The following is a 14,530-nucleotide window of genomic DNA, read 5'->3' as shown; positions in this document are numbered from 1 at the left end:
CCGCGCGCCGATGCGGCGAACCTTCCGAGGCGAACCCACAGGATGCGCCGCGAGGCCCTGCACGGCCGTTGCCCTCGCCCGCCCAGCGGGTCTAGGGTGCGAGGCAATCGTTGTCACCAGTTCGGGGGTACTGTCATGGCCGAAGTCGTCCGTCGTCGCCGCTCCGCGTTCCGCGGGTCGGCGCTCGCCCTCACCGCGGCGGTGTCGCTCGGGGGCGTCGCCCTCGCGGCGCCCGCCACCGCCGCGCCGTCGCCCGCCTCGAGCGTCGCGACGGGCCGGCCGGCCCCGCCCGCGCCGTCGACGTCGACCGGATACGGCGGGGCCGTCTCATCCGTCGACGCCGAGGCCAGCCGCATCGGACTCGAGGTGCTGCGCAAGGGCGGCAACGCGGCCGATGCCGCGGTCGCCACCGCCGCGGCCCTCGGGGTCACCGAGCCGTACAGCGCGGGCATCGGCGGCGGCGGGTACTTCGTGTACTTCGACGCCGATTCGGGCGAGGTCACGACGATCGACGGTCGGGAGACGGCGCCGGCGGGGATGGAGAGCGACGCCTTCATCGACCCGGCGACCGGCCAGCCGTACGCGTTCGCGACTGCCCAGTCATCCGGCCTGTCGGTCGGAGTACCCGGCACGCTCGCGACCTGGGAGGCCGCGCTCGACGAGTTCGGCACGGAGTCGCTGAAGGAGATGCTCAAGCCCTCCATCCTCCTCGCCACACGCGGGTTCACGGTCGACGAGACGTTCGTGGCGCAGACGGCCGCCAACCAGGCTCGCTTCGCACTGTTCCCGTCCACCGCGGAGCTGTTCCTCCCGAACGGCGCACCGCCGACCGTGGGGTCGACGTTCACGAACCCCGATCTCGCCAAGACGCTCCGCGAGATCGCCCTGCGCGGCACCGACGCCTTCTACGAGGGCGCGATCGCCGACGAGATCGCGGCCGTCGTGCAGGAGCCCGAGAACGACACGGTGCTCACCGGTTCCATGACGGCGGAGGACATCGGCGACTACGAGGTGATCTTCCAGGACCCGACGCACATCGAGTACCAGGGTCTCGACGTCTACGGCATGGCGCCGTCGTCGTCGGGCGGCACGACCGTCGGCGAGTCGCTGAACATCCTCGAGAACTTCGATCTCGGGGCCGAGACGGCCGAGCAGACGGTCCAGAGCCTGCACCTCTACCTCGAAGCGACCGCGCACGCCTTCGCCGACCGCAACGCCTACGTGGGCGACCCGGCGTTCGTCGACGTGCCGACCGAGACGCTGCTCAGCCAGGAGTTCGCCGACGCTCGCGCCTGCGTCATCGATCCGGACACCGCATCCGTCAAGCCGGTCCCGGCCGCCCCGCTCGATGCGGCCGGCTGCGACGTCGCGGCCGCCGCGGCGACGCTCGACCAGGGCGTCTCGACGACCCACCTCTCGGTGGTCGACCGTTGGGGCAACGCCGTCGCGTACACGCTCACGATCGAGGCGACCGGCGGATCGGGCATGACCGTGCCCGACCGTGGCTTCCTGCTCAACAACGAGCTGACCGACTTCAACTTCACGCCGATCTCGCCGACCGAACCGGGGCCGAACCTGCCGGCACCGGGCAAGCGGCCGCGCTCGTCGATGTCGCCCACGATCGTGCTCGACGGCGGTGACGTGCGGTACGTGGTCGGCTCGCCCGGCGGGTCGATGATCATCACCACGGTGACCCAGGTCCTGCTGAACCGCATCGACCTCGGCATGACGTTGCCCGAAGCCGTCGCGGCGCCTCGCGCGTCGCAGCGGAACACGGCGTCCGTCGCGGCTGAGCAGGCGTTCCGCGACGCGTACGAATCGGCGCTGGGAGCGTACGGGCACACGTTCACGAGCTCGGCCGAGATCGGAGCCGTCGCCGCGATCGAGGTCGACGCCGACGGCCTCATGACGGCGGTCGCCGAACCGGTGCGCCGAGGTGGCGGCACCGGGCTCGTCCTCGAGCCCGCCGACTGACGCATCCGGTGGTGGGGGGGCCGCGGCGGGGGGGGCGCCCCCACCACTGGGCAGGCTCAGGCCAAGGAGCGGATGCGCGGCGCGAGATCACGCTCGAACAGTTCGAGGAACCGTCGCTGGTCATGTCCCGGCGCGTGGAACACGAGGTGGGTGAAACCCCAGTCCACGTACTGGATGATCTCGTCGACGACCTTGTCCGGGTCCGAGCCCACGATCCAACGTCCGGCGATCTCCTCGATCGGCAGCGCGTCGGCCGCCTGCTCCATCTCGACGGGGTCGGTGATGTCGTGCTTCTGCTCCTTCGAGAGCGACAGCGGCGACCAGAATCGGCAGTTGTCGAGCGCGTCGTCGTGCGACTCCTCGTACGAGAGCTTGATCTCGATCATGCGGTCGAGCGCGTCGTACGAGCGGCCGCCGGCCTCCGCGCCCTCCTTGACCGCCGGGATGAGCTGGTCGACGTAGAGCTCCGGCCCCTTGCCCGACGTGCAGATGAATCCGTCGCCCGCGCGCCCCGCGTACTTCGCGACCGTGGGTCCGCCCGCTGCGATGTACACGGGCACGCCGCCCTCGGGCTTGTCGTAGATCGACGCGTCGTGCGTCGAGTAGTACTCGCCGTCGAAGTTCACGCGCTCGCCCTTCCACAGCGCGCGCATGAGCCGCACCGATTCGCGCAGCCGGGCGAATCGCTCGCGGAATTCGGGCCAATCCTGCTCTCCGGCACCGCGGAACCCGGTCGCGATCTCGTTGAGCGCTTCGCCCGTGCCGAACCCGGCGATGACGCGGTCGGGGTAGAGCACGCCGAGCGACGCGAACGCCTGCGCGAGCACCGCCGGGTTGTACCGGAAGGTCGGCGTCATGACGCTCGTGCCGATCTTCACGGTCGACGTGCGCTCCCCCACAGCGGCCATCCACGTGAGCGAGAACGGCGCGTGCCCGCCGGTGTGCCGCCATGGCTGGAAGTGGTCGCTCGTCCACACCGACTCCATGCCGTGGGCCTCGGCGGCGACGGCGATCTCGACGAGCTCGCGCGGGTCGAACTGCTCGGCGCTGGCCTTGTATCCGAGGGTGAGCGTCATGAGACGGCCTTCCTGTCTGCGCCGGGCGGCGCGATCGATGGGTCGAGCGGATGCCGCGGGGCGGGCCCCTCGGCGAGGTCGGGCATCGTGCGCAGCACCGCGGACGTGCGCGCACCCACGCCGAGCGCGACGGCATCGCGCAGCTCGGCGGCCGTGTCGACGTCGCGGCGGAGTCCCGGACCGATCGACTCGGGGTGCCCGGCGGCGAGGTCGGCGAAGCCGGCCGCGGCATGGCGCGCCGCGGAGTCCTGCCCGAAGTGCGCGTCGAACGGCACGCCCGCGCGCGCGGTCGCGAGCGTCGTGCCGGTGCCCTCGGCGTCGGGCACGAAGGCGAGCGGATGTCGCGCCGCGACCTCGAGCGCCGCGTCGAGCTCCGCGACCCGCATCGCCGGCACGTCCCCGAGCAGCACCGCGACCGCGACATCCGCCGCACCCGCACCGGCGCCCGCACCCGCACCGGCGCCGAGACGTCGCGCATGGCGGGCTCGACCCTGCATCCGCGACGTCTCGAGTTCCTGCGGGTCGCCCCCGGGCGACACGGCGACACCGAAAGGTCGCGAATGGCCGGCCGCGCCGTGCATCCGCGACGTCTCGGTGCGGGCGACGGCGACGCCGTGCGCGATCGCGGCGGCGAGGCCGCGCGGACCGACCTCGGGCACCACCTCGACGGAAGGCACCCCGCGGAGCTCGCGCTCGATGACCGGCTCGTCGGAGACCACGACCACGCGTCGGACCGCGCGGACGGTGCGCGCGGCGTCGATGGTGTCGAGTGCGAACGCGCGCGCGAGGGCGGCGCGCTCGGCCGGCGAGTGCTCGGGCGCGAGGCGGGTCTTGGCGGCCGTGAGCGACTTCACGGGGATCACGACGGTCCACCCCGCGGCATCCGCCCGCTCGCTCTCGCTCGCTCGGGAGGAGATCGCGGGCTCAGGAGGACCGGATGGCGCCTGGCCTCCTCCCGCCCGCGCGATCTCCTCCCGCGCGGACGCCGACGGTGCCGCACTCATGCGCGCAGCCCCGGCAGCACGTCGCGCCCGAACACCTCGAGGAACCGCGCCTGGTCGCGCCCGGCGTTGTGCAGGTAGATGCGCGTGAACCCGAGGTCGAGGTGGCGCTGCAGGTTCGCCCGGTGCACGTCGGGGTCGGCCGAGACGACCATGCGGCCCACGAAGTCCTCGGGGCGCACGGTGCGCGTCAGCTGCTCGACCTCGAACGGCGAGCGGATGTCGCCCCGCGGGAACCGGAGCGCGCCGATCGGCCACTCGGCGAGCGCGTCGGCCATCGCCTCCTCGTCGGTCGGCGCCCAGGCGAGGTTGAGCTGCAGCACCTTCGGCATCCGCGCCGCGTCGCGACCGCCCTCGCGCGCGCCCTCCGCGAAGCGCGCGAGCAGGGCCGCGAGCCGATCGGTCGGCGCGTTCGTGGTGATGAGGCCGTCGGCGGTCCGCCCGGCCCGTCGCGCGGTGACCGGACCCTGCGTCGCGATGAGGATCTCGGGCGCCCGCTCGGGCATGGTCCAGAGCCGCGACGACTCGAGCTTGAAGTGGTCGCCCGAGTGGCGCACGTCGCGGCCGGCCGCCGACGCGACGAAGAGCTTGCGGATCACGTCGACCGCCTCGAACATGCGCGCGATGCGCTCCGCCGGCTCGGGCCAGTACGTGCCGGTGACGTGCTCGTTGATCGCCTCGCCCGACCCGATGCCGAGCCAGTGCCGGCCGGGGTGCATGGCCGCGAGCGTCGCCGACGCCTGCGCGACGACGGCCGGATGCATCCGGAACGACGGCGTCGTGACGCCCGGGCCGAAGTCGCCCATCGTCGCCTGCCCGATCGCGCCGAGCACGCTCCACACGAAGCCCGACTGCCCGTGCGACGGCAACCACGGCTGGAAGTGGTCGCTCGCCATGGTGCCGCGGAACCCGTGCTGCTCGGCCAGCGCCGCGAGCGCGACCGCCTCGGCGGGCGGGAACCGCTCGAGCATGACGGCATAGCCGATGTGGGGGCGCACCCCTCCATCCTGCCCCGATTCGCGCGGTGCCGCGGATGGCGCCGGCTCAGGCGTCGCGCAGCACGCCCTCGGCCTGCGCCTCGTCGAAGCCGGCGCGGTAGCCGTCGTCGTACGCCTCGTCGGCGCCCTGCCGGAACATGTCGCGGTCGGCCGGCCGCACGATCGAGCGCGCGCCGGGCAGGTCGAGGTCGCCGACGAGGTGCCCGAGTCCGCGCACGATCGCGACGGGCACGCCCGACGCCTTGCCCTTCACCAGTTCGGCCGCGCCCGCGAGCTCGTCGGCGACGCACGGCATCGTGACGGCGAGCGGCTTGCCCGAGGCATCCGACTGCCCCCTCAGGTCGTCGAAGACGACCACGCCGGCGGCGCCGATCGCGATGTCGGTCTGGCCCTCGCGCCACGGTCGGCCGAGCGTGTCGGAGACCAGTAGGCCGACCCGCGCGCCGGTGAGCGAGCGGATGCCGGTGGCGATGGCCCGCGCCGAGGCATCCGGATCGAGCGGCAGGAGCAGGACGGTCCCCTCGGGAGCGTTCGACGCATCGACGCCCGCCGCGGCGCCGATGATGCCGAGCCGGTTCTCGACGATGCGCGTGGGGACGCCGCCCGGGTTGTCGCGGGTCGCCACGACCCGCACGGTCTCATCGGTGATCGCCTGCTCGCGGTCGTCGGCGTGCACGACGCGACCCTCGGCCTTGGAGACGACCTTCGAGGTGATCACCAGGATGTCGCCGTCCTCGAGCGGCGCCGCCAGCGCCGCGGTGATGACCGCCGCGAGATCGGCACCCGCCCCGATCTCGGGCAGGCCCTCGACGCCTTCGATGCTGTACCTCACGTCACCCCTCCGCTCGGCTCCTCCTCCATCTTGGCAGCACCTCAGGAGGCGCGGGCCCATGGGCGCAAGGGCCTGCGCCGAACGGATGGCGGGGCGTACCATCCACGCATGGCGAACGAGCGCACAGCAGACCCCACGTCGATCGAGGACGACGGCGACGAGTATCGCGACGAGACGCCCGGCGAGCGGCTCGACCGCAAGTGGAACGACATCCTGCAGGAACTCCGCGTCGTGATGACGGGGACCCAGCTCATCACCGGCTTCCTGCTCGCCGTCGCGTTCCAGCCGAAGTTCGCCGAGCTCGAGCAACGCGAGGTGACGCTCTACCTCGTCCTCGTGGTGCTGGCGACGATCTCGACGATGCTCGGCCTGGCCCCGGTCATCCTGCATCGCCAGCTCAGCGGCCAGAACCAGAAGGAACGCGTCGTGCGCGTCGCGAACGGACTGCTGCTCTCGCTCCTCGTGGTCGTCTCATTGACCTCCGCCGGCGTGGCCATGCTCATCTTCGACGTGACGGTGAGCCAGCAGGCCGGGTACACCGCCGGCGGCGTGGCGTTCGTCCTGCTGCTCGCCTTCTGGATCGTGGTGCCGCGGATCGGGAAGCGCGCGCCTCGGGAGCGCCGCAGCGCCAGCTGACGCGCAGAGCCGACGCCCCTGTTCGGGGTGGTGGCGCAGAGGAGGGCGCCGCTTCTAGCATGTGGCATCGGCCCATCCGGGCCGGCCCCCCTACGAACCCGAACGGACCCCCATGGCCCTTGCGCCCATGGCCGGACTGCGCCGCGCCGCCGTGCTCGTCGCCTCCCTGGCCCTCCTCGGCGCCGGCATCGCGCCGGCCCACGCCTCCGACCCCGAGCTCCCGGAACTCGCCCCGCCGTCCGCGGAGTCCGTCGCCGGCGACACCGGCCTCCGGGCCTCGCCCCGCGACGGCACACCGGCGTTCTACCTCGAAGCCGTCGCCGGCGGTGAGGCGGGCGGTGTCGGCACCCGCTCGTTCGCGGCGGACGGGTCCTCCGAGACCGCGGCCGCGACGGGCTCGATCAGCGGTCGGATCACGTACTGGGCGAACGGCGCCTCGCAGGGCGCCCTCTCGACCGGCGTGGCGCTGGCCGTGAAGTGGGATGATGCCGCCGGCGATTGGATCGCCCACAGCAGCGCCGAGGCCGACGCCTCGGGAGGCTACGCGCTCACGGGCCTGCCGGCGGGCGACTACATCGTGCTCGCCTACGACGACCTGCCCGGCACCCCGCTCATCTCGGAGTTCTGGGAGGATGCCCAGCACATCTCGTGGGCGACCGTGACCACGCTCGCCGACGGGCAGGCGGTGACCGGGGTCGACGAGCAGCTCGAGCCGCTGATCAAGGAGCGGATCGCGGGTGCCGATCGCTACGAGACCGCGGTCCTCGCCTCGCAGGCCGCGTTCGGCGAGGACGTTCCCTGCGCCTTCGTCGCCACCGGCCTCAACTTCCCGGACGCGCTCAGCGCCGGGCCCGCCGCGGCGCACTGCGGCGGCCCGCTCCTGCTCGTGCCCGGCACCGTCGTCCCGCCGTCGGTGCTCGCCGAGCTGCAGCGCCTCTCGCCCGAGCGGATCGTCATCGCCGGCAGCGCTGCGGTGGTGTCGTCGGGCGTCGAGACCACGCTCAAGGGCATCGCGCCCGTGACGCGATACGCCGGCACCGACCGCTACGACACCTCGCGGAGGATCGTCGCGGGCGAGTTCGGCACGGCCGCTGCCGCGTGGGTCGCGACGGGCGCGAACTTCCCCGACGCGCTGTCGGCGAGCGGCGCTGCCGCGGTGGCCGACATCCCCGTGCTCATCGTCCCCGGGACGGCGTCGACCCTCGATTCGCCGTCCGCCGGCGCGTTGACGAAGCTCGGTGCGACCACTGTCGCCATCGCGGGCAGTGCCGCGGTCGTGTCCTCGGGCATCCAGTCGTCGATCGGCAAGCTGTCCACGGCCCCGCAGGTGATGCGACTGGCGGGACCCGACCGGTACGCGACGGCGCTCGCGATCGTGAAGTTCGTCTGGGATGGGCAATGGGCGATCTACGGGTTCTCCGCGAGCGGCTCCAACTTCCCCGACGCGCTCGCGGGTGCACCGGTCGCCGGATGGCTGTACGCGCCGCTGTACATCACATCCGAGTACTGCACGAGCGTGGGCGTCCAGGCGCAGGTGTCTCAGCTCCAGATCGCCGAGTTCTTCGTCCTCGGCAAGTACCAGCCGCTGTACTACGACGGATGGGAGCCGTTCCGCTCCTGCTGAGCGGATCACCCGACGACGGGCGCGTCTCCTGCCGGAGGCGCGCTCGTCGGCGTCTGCGGCCGACCGTAGGCTGGATGACATGCGCATCGCCACCTGGAACGTCAACTCGATCCGCACGCGATACGGGCGCGTCGTCGACTTCCTGGTGCGAGAAGACGTCGACGTGCTCGCCATGCAGGAGATCAAGTGCACGGCCGAGCAGTTCCCCCACGACGCCTTCGAGGCGGCGGGCTACGAGGTCGCGATCCACGGGCTGAGCCAGTGGAACGGCGTCGCGATCGCGAGCCGCACGCCCATCGGCGACGTGTCGACCGAGTTCCCGGGCATGCCCGGCTTCCTCAAGGGCCAGGAGGGTCCCGACCTGCCCAAGGAGGCGCGCGCGATCGGCGCGACCGTCGACGGGGTGCGCGTCTGGAGCCTGTACGTGCCGAACGGCCGTTCGCTCGGCGACCCGCACTACACCTACAAGCTCGACTGGCTCGCGGCGCTCGCCGAGCACACGCGCGCCGAGACGACGGCCCATCCAGAGGTCCCATTCGCGCTCATGGGCGACTTCAACATCGCGCCGCTCGACGAGGACAACGGCGACCCCGCCGTCGTCGAGGGGCTCTCGACGCATGTCTCGCAGCCCGAGCGGCAGGCCTTCTTCACGCTCGAGGATGCCGGCGTGACCGACGTCGTCCGCGCGCTGGTGCCGACCGGCTTCACGTACTGGGACTACAAGCAGCTCAAGTTCGTGCGCAACGAGGGCATGCGGATCGACTTCATCCTCGGCTCGGCGCCGTTCGCCGAGGCCGTGACCGCGGCGACCATCCACCGCAACGAGCGCAAGGGCGACGCGCCGAGCGACCACGTGCCGGTGCTGGTCGACCTCGAGCTCAGCCGGGTCGACGACGACCTGCCGATGATCTTCGGCTGACGGCGGCAGGTGCCCGGGGGCGACGAAGCGGCACAACCCCGTGGGCGCGTTCAGGCTCACGCGTTACCCTGCGTGTGATGGACACCCCGACGGAACAGGTCCCCGCGCCCGTGAGCGACCCGCTCGTCGGTGCGACGCTCGACGGCCGATACCGGATCCAGGGCCTCATCGGTCGCGGTGGCATGGCCGCCGTGTATCGCGCCGACGACCTCGCACTCGGGCGGCGGGTCGCGGTCAAGGTGTTCACGCCCGCGACCGAGGGCATCGACGACGACGACCGCCGACGGTCGGAGACCGCGCTGCTCGCGAGCCTGACCCATCCGGCGCTCGTGACGCTGTTCGACGCGGCCCGCGATGCCGAGAGCAACCGCGAGTTCCTGGTGATGGAGCTCGTCGAAGGCGAGGACCTTCGTGAGATCCTCCGGCGCGGCGCCATCCCGCGACATGATGCGGCCCGCATGCTCGCCGACCTCGCCGAGGGACTCCACGTCATCCACTCGCGGGGAATCGTCCACCGCGACGTGAAGCCGGCGAACGTGCTCCTGGCCCCCGCGCACCTGCCGACGCGGCGGTGGAACGCGAAGCTCGCCGACTTCGGTATCGCCCGGCTCCTCGACGAGTCGCGCCTGACCGCGACCGGCCGCATCATCGGCACGCCCGGCTACCTGAGCCCCGAGCAGGTGCGAGGCGAGCCGGTCGGCAGCTCGGCCGACATCTACTCGCTCGGGCTCCTGCTGCTCGAGGCGCTCACGGGCGAACAGCCCTTCCCCGGCCCGGCGCTCGAGTCGGCGAGCGCGCGGCTCGTGCGCGATCCGGTGATCCCGTCGGAACTCGGTCCCGAGTGGGTCGACCTGTTGACCGGGATGACGGCGCGCGATCCGGGCGCCCGCCCGACCGCCCTCGACGTCGCGCTCGCGGCTCAGTCGCTCGAGGTCGGCGCCGCTTCCGCGGCGACCACCGGCGATCCGCTCGACGGGCTGCCGGGCGGCCACGGGATCGCCCACGCGCCCGCCGAGCAGGACGAGCACGACACCCGCATCATCGCGGCCGCAGGCGCTGCGGACGCGACCGGGACGCCGGCGAACGACGCCACGGCGGCCATGCCGGCGGCCGCGGCGTCCGCGGCCGTGCCGCCCGCTGACGACGACGATGCCACGGCGGCCACTCGCGTGCTGACCGTCGAGACCGTCCCCGGTGAGCGGCCCGCGGCCGAGCCCGAATCTGCACCCGCGGGTCGGCCCCGGACTCGGACCCCGCGGTGGGTGCTGCTCGCCATCGCGGCCGGGCTGGCGCTGCTCGCGGGCCTTCTGCTCGTGCCGGCGCTCGCCGGCCTCGTCGGCGGCGCCGACGAACCCGAGCCGACGCCGACCCCGACACCCGCCCTGCCGAGCGTCCCGGGCGACCTCGGCGTGCACCTGGAGCAGCTCGAGGAGGCGGTGACCCAATGACGAGCCGATTCCGCCGCGCGTTCGCCGCGGCATCCGTGACCATGGTCCTGGCCGGCGGGCTCGCCGGTTGCACGGCCGAGCCCGACGTCGCGACCGAGCAATCGCAGGCCTACCGGGCGCAGGTCGTCGCGATCGCCGAGTACTCGGCGACGGGCGAGTACGCGAACGCGCTCGCCCGTCTCGACGAGCTCGAGGCCGAGGTCGCGGCCGACGCGGCCGACGGCACGCTCACGGGCGACCGCGAGGCGCGCATCGTCGAGGCGCTCGCCCTCGTACGGGCCGACCTCGACGCCGCGATCGCCACGGCCACGACGCCCGAGCCCTCCACACCCGCCGTCGATGACGACGATGAAGGCGATGACGACGACGATTCGTCGGGTCCGGGCAACAGCGGCGACAACGCCAACACCGGCAACGGCGAGGACAAGGGCAAGGACAAGGGCAAGGGGAAGGACGGGGACTGACCTCCTGCCGGGTCAGTCCCGCCCGCGGAACTCGTCCATCGACCGGTAGACGCCGAAGCCGTCGCCCACCACGCGGTCGAACACACGCGTCGGGAGCAGCGCCCGCAGTACCCGTGAGAGGCGCACGGATGCGGGCAGCTCGACGAGCGGTCGCCCGGCGAGCATCGCCCGCCACACGCGATCGATGACGAACTCGGGCTCCAGGACCGGGGCGAGCAGCGGCCCGCGCGCCCCGCCGAACATGCCCGTCGACACGTACGACGGCGTCACCGTCGTCACGGTCACGTGCCCGTGTCCGGCCTGCTCGAGCTCGAGGCGCAGCGAGTCGCTCCAGCCGTTGAGCGCCGCCTTGGATGCCGCGTACACGGCCATGCGCGGATTGGCGAGGGTTCCCGCGGCGCTGCCGATGTTCACGACGCGCGCCGGCCGACCCGACGCGATCATGTCGGGCAGGAACTCGCGCGTCACGTACATTGGCGCGAGCGCGTTGACGAGCATGGTCGGCCGGACGTCGTCGCCCGCGTCAGTCTCCCAGAAGTAGCGGTTGCCACGCACGATGCCGGCGTTGTTGACGAGCACGTCGGGAGTCCCGACGTCGCGACGCACCCTGTGGGCGGTCTTCGCGATCGCACCGAGTTCCGACACGTCCACGACGTACGACCGCACGTCCGTCCGCCTCCGCGACACCGCGCCGAGCTCGGTGGCGGTCCGCGCGAGGGTGGGCGCGTCACGGTCCCAGAGCACCACCCACTCGGCACCTTCGCGCACCGCCCGCTCGGCGTACATCCGGCCCATGCCGCCCGCAGCTCCCGTGATCAGGATGCGCGCGCCCCGCGCCGTTCTCGCCATGCCGACCATTCTCGCAAAGCGCCGGCGGCAGCGGATGGCGCGCGGCCCGCCCGAGCGGGCAGAATCCGTGACATGAGCGAACCCGACGTGCGCCTGGTCCGGATGTCCGATGCCGAAGTGAAGGCCTGGCTCCCCGTCGCCATGGCGCATTACGAGGAGGCCCGGATGGAAGCCGGCGACACGCCCGAGCAGGCCGCGGCGGGCCGCCGTGCGTCTGAAGAGCGGTTCTTCCCCGAGGGCCGGATCGTGGACGGGCAGCTGCTGCACGCGATCCGGATCGGCGACGAGGACGCCGGCTGGCTCTGGGTGGGCCCCTGGGATGACTCGGGCTCGGTCTGGTGGGTCTGGGACCTCATGGTCCACCCCGGCTACCGGCGCCGCGGCGTGGCGCGACGTGCGATGGTCGCGGCGGAGGAGATCGCCCGCGACCACGGGGCGATCACGCTCATGCTCAACGTCTTCGCCGACAACGAGGCCGCGATCGCCCTCTACGACGCGCTCGGGTTCCGGGCCGCATCGCTGCACATGGCCAAGACGCTCTGAGTCAGTCGGCGAGCGGCACGACCTCGATCCGCTCCCCTGGGCCCGCGATCAGGAGGACCCGCCGCGCGGAGACGCCCTCGAGTGCGGCGACGAGCGTCGCGACATCCGGTACCGCCGCCGGCTCGTCGAGCGCCCGGTGCCAGACGGTGACGGATGCGCCCGTCGCCTCCGCGACGCCGCGTTCGAGTGCGTCCGTGTCGCCCGCGGCGACGAGGACGACGCGGGAGATGCGGCGCGGCCTGGCGAGGCCGTGGGCGGCGATCTCGGCACGATCGCGCCGCCAGACCGCGAAGTGGTAGCCGAAGACGAGCGCGGTCGCGACGAGGACGCCGAGGGGCGCCCGGATGCGGTCCACGAGGCTCGCCGCCGTGGCCGGGTCGAGCACGAACTCGAAGAGCCGGTACCCGACGATGAGCAGTGCGACGAGCGCGACGATCGCGCTGACGCCGAAGACGACGACGAGGTAGACGCGACGTCCGGCGTCGGCGACCTCCGCCGGGTCGGGGCGACGCAGCGGCCGCCAGTTCAGCCACCAGACGGGTGCGCCGACGAGGAGCGCGCTGAGCCCGCCGAGCAGCAGCGTCCGGTTGTCGGATGCCGCGAGCGGGCTGACGAGCTCGGCGAGCGTGGCGTTGAGCACGACGCCGATGCCCGAGGCCGCAGCCACCAGTCCGATCCCCGACATCACGAGCCGGACGGCGCGCCGGACCCGGTCACCGCGGTCGAGGGCCACCCGCCGGTGATGCTGCCAGGCGAGCGCTCCGACGGCCGCGGCGGCGATCGCAGAGCCGAGCGGCTCGAGCACGATGCTCGCGGGGTCGCCCGGGTCGAAGAGCAGCTGCAGCACGACGAAGAGCGCGACGGCGATGCCGGCGAGCATCGTCGCGGCGGTGGCGAGCACGCCGACGACGACGAGTCCCACGTCGGCGAAGCCGGTGCGCAGGCGACGGATGTCGTCGCGGAACCAGTGCCACGTCCAGATCGCGGCGCCCGCCGCGAGGGTGACGACATCGGTCAGCGGCGAGCGCCACCACGCGCCTCCGACGATGTCGATCGCGACGAGTCCCTGGATCGCGGCGTCGAGCACGCCGCCGAGCGCGCCGATCGCCCCGACGACGGCGAGGATGAGCCCGTACGCCGTGGCGATCACCAGCGGAACGGTCGTCATCCGCATCGGCTGCGTTCGGGGCCGCCGCAGCATCCACCGGTGCCACGCCCACACGAGCGCCCACGTCACCGTCGTCGCCGCCGCCGCGGGGTCCCATCGGCCGTCGACCGCGGCGCCGGCCGTGAGGAGCAGCGCCGACGTCGCGACGATGAGCGACACGACGTAGAGCACCGTGAGGTACAGGCCCCAGGCGAGCGACCCGCGCTCGGCGTCGTCGCGGAGGCGCCGCTGCACCGACCACCACAGCAGGGCGGCGAGCGGGCCGCCGATCAGCGTGAACGCGAGCGAGAGCGCGAGGTCGCCCTGACCGCGCGAGACGATCGGCTCCGTGGATTCGAGCAGGCGCCCCAGCAGGCCGGCGACGCCGGTCGCGGCGATCACGACGAGGACCGCGAGGAGCGTGTACACGATGAGGCGTCGCACAGTGCCCTGCGCGGTGCCACCCGTCTCGGGCGGCCGGACCCCTCCCTGCATCTCCCCCTCCGGGGACGGCGACGTGCCGGTCATCGCGGCATCTCCGGCTGGCAGATCGTCAGCGGCCATGGTGCCGTATCGATGCGCCATGCGTCGCCGTCTCGGACGAGGTCGAACTCGCCCTCCTCCTGCACCTCGTCGGGCCCGAGCGGCCCGCCGCCGCCGTAGGAGATCGCGATGAGCACCCGCACGTCGGCGGAGTCGTCGCGTTCCTGCGTGTCGACGAGGGTGACCCGCATGCCGTCGGTCGGTGGGCCCTCCATGCGCACGCACCCGTCGGCGAGTTCGTCGACGAGGTACTCCTTCGCAGTCTCCTCGTCGCCGTCGATCACCGCCGCGGAGTAGCGCTGCACGACGCCTTCCGGGGTCGACTCGTCGAGCGACTGCGGTTCGCCGCGCGTGAACACGACGACGAGCGCGATGATCACGAGGGCGGCGATCACGCCGACGATGATGATGAGCGTGCGATCGGGCCGGGCGGGGGGCCGGGCCGAGGAGGCGTCCATGCTCGAATCATGGCGTGC

The 14,530-nt window shown here is 72.8% G+C and carries 14 protein-coding genes; 7 read left to right on the top strand and 7 right to left on the bottom strand.

Annotated features, from left to right (window positions below; translation table 11 throughout):
* The first annotated feature begins 135 nt into the window (after positions 1 to 135).
* The gene (gene ggt, locus ACFQ58_RS03325; RefSeq protein ID WP_376949515.1) at positions 136 to 1,974 is read left to right on the top strand and encodes a gamma-glutamyltransferase; all 1,839 of its coding nucleotides are present in this window, start codon (positions 136 to 138) and stop codon (positions 1,972 to 1,974) included.
* A gap of 56 nt (positions 1,975 to 2,030) precedes the next feature.
* Here ggt and fgd read toward each other — a convergent pair whose 3' ends face one another.
* Genes fgd through cofE form a run of 4 tightly spaced genes read right to left on the bottom strand, consistent with a single transcriptional unit; the run spans position 2,031 to position 5,881 of the window.
* On the bottom strand, positions 2,031 to 3,050 hold the full coding sequence (gene fgd / locus ACFQ58_RS03320) for a glucose-6-phosphate dehydrogenase (coenzyme-F420) (protein WP_376949513.1): 1,020 nt from the start codon (positions 3,048 to 3,050) through the stop codon (positions 2,031 to 2,033).
* The gene (locus ACFQ58_RS03315) at positions 3,047 to 4,054 is read right to left on the bottom strand and encodes a hypothetical protein (RefSeq protein ID WP_376949511.1); all 1,008 of its coding nucleotides are present in this window, start codon (positions 4,052 to 4,054) and stop codon (positions 3,047 to 3,049) included. Before ACFQ58_RS03315 ends, fgd begins: the two co-directional genes overlap by 4 nt.
* Entirely contained in the window at positions 4,051 to 5,049 is a 999-nt protein-coding gene (locus ACFQ58_RS03310; protein ID WP_376949509.1) for a TIGR03557 family F420-dependent LLM class oxidoreductase, read from the bottom strand. The genes ACFQ58_RS03315 and ACFQ58_RS03310 overlap by 4 nt, the downstream gene beginning before the upstream one ends.
* A gap of 46 nt (positions 5,050 to 5,095) precedes the next feature.
* The gene (gene cofE, locus ACFQ58_RS03305) at positions 5,096 to 5,881 is read right to left on the bottom strand and encodes a coenzyme F420-0:L-glutamate ligase (protein ID WP_376949507.1); all 786 of its coding nucleotides are present in this window, start codon (positions 5,879 to 5,881) and stop codon (positions 5,096 to 5,098) included.
* Positions 5,882 to 5,989: 108 nt separating this feature from the next.
* On the opposite strand from cofE, the gene ACFQ58_RS03300 reads away from it, so the two are divergent.
* From ACFQ58_RS03300 to ACFQ58_RS03280, 5 genes are all read left to right on the top strand, one after another.
* Positions 5,990 to 6,517, top strand: coding sequence for a DUF6328 family protein (locus tag ACFQ58_RS03300; protein WP_376949505.1), 528 nt, complete (start codon positions 5,990 to 5,992; stop codon positions 6,515 to 6,517).
* 112 nt (positions 6,518 to 6,629) lie between these two features.
* Entirely contained in the window at positions 6,630 to 8,141 is a 1,512-nt protein-coding gene (locus ACFQ58_RS03295) for a cell wall-binding repeat-containing protein (RefSeq protein ID WP_376949503.1), read from the top strand.
* A gap of 79 nt (positions 8,142 to 8,220) precedes the next feature.
* Positions 8,221 to 9,060 carry an exodeoxyribonuclease III gene (locus tag ACFQ58_RS03290; protein ID WP_376949501.1) on the top strand — a complete coding sequence of 280 codons (840 nt, stop codon included), beginning with the start codon at positions 8,221 to 8,223 and terminating at the stop codon, positions 9,058 to 9,060.
* Positions 9,061 to 9,137: 77 nt separating this feature from the next.
* Positions 9,138 to 10,508, top strand: coding sequence for a serine/threonine-protein kinase (locus ACFQ58_RS03285; RefSeq protein ID WP_376949499.1), 1,371 nt, complete (start codon positions 9,138 to 9,140; stop codon positions 10,506 to 10,508).
* Positions 10,505 to 10,972 carry a hypothetical protein gene (locus ACFQ58_RS03280; RefSeq protein WP_376949497.1) on the top strand — a complete coding sequence of 156 codons (468 nt, stop codon included), beginning with the start codon at positions 10,505 to 10,507 and terminating at the stop codon, positions 10,970 to 10,972. The genes ACFQ58_RS03285 and ACFQ58_RS03280 overlap by 4 nt, the downstream gene beginning before the upstream one ends.
* A gap of 12 nt (positions 10,973 to 10,984) precedes the next feature.
* Here the strand turns inward: ACFQ58_RS03280 and ACFQ58_RS03275 are convergent, their stop codons facing one another.
* Positions 10,985 to 11,821, bottom strand: a complete 837-nt coding sequence (locus tag ACFQ58_RS03275; protein WP_376949495.1) for an SDR family NAD(P)-dependent oxidoreductase — start codon at positions 11,819 to 11,821, stop codon at positions 10,985 to 10,987.
* Between the two features lie 72 nt (positions 11,822 to 11,893).
* Here ACFQ58_RS03275 and ACFQ58_RS03270 point away from each other — a divergent pair, with 72 nt between their 5' ends.
* Positions 11,894 to 12,364, top strand: a complete 471-nt coding sequence (locus ACFQ58_RS03270) for a GNAT family N-acetyltransferase (protein WP_376949493.1) — start codon at positions 11,894 to 11,896, stop codon at positions 12,362 to 12,364.
* A gap of 1 nt (position 12,365) precedes the next feature.
* On the opposite strand, the gene ACFQ58_RS03265 is transcribed toward ACFQ58_RS03270, so the two are convergent.
* Both ACFQ58_RS03265 and ACFQ58_RS03260 read right to left on the bottom strand, forming a co-directional pair.
* Complete coding sequence (locus ACFQ58_RS03265) at positions 12,366 to 14,006, bottom strand: DUF5671 domain-containing protein (protein ID WP_376949492.1); 1,641 nt, start codon at positions 14,004 to 14,006, stop codon at positions 12,366 to 12,368.
* A gap of 29 nt (positions 14,007 to 14,035) precedes the next feature.
* Positions 14,036 to 14,512, bottom strand: a complete 477-nt coding sequence (locus ACFQ58_RS03260) for a hypothetical protein (protein WP_376949490.1) — start codon at positions 14,510 to 14,512, stop codon at positions 14,036 to 14,038.
* Between the last annotated feature and the right edge of the window lie 18 nt (positions 14,513 to 14,530).

The organism is Agromyces sp. NPDC056523 (assembly GCF_042794545.1).
In the GTDB taxonomy this organism is placed as follows: domain Bacteria; phylum Actinomycetota; class Actinomycetes; order Actinomycetales; family Microbacteriaceae; genus Agromyces.
The sequence above is the reverse complement of the archived record's forward strand: the minus strand, read 5'-3'. Positions and strand labels throughout refer to the sequence as shown.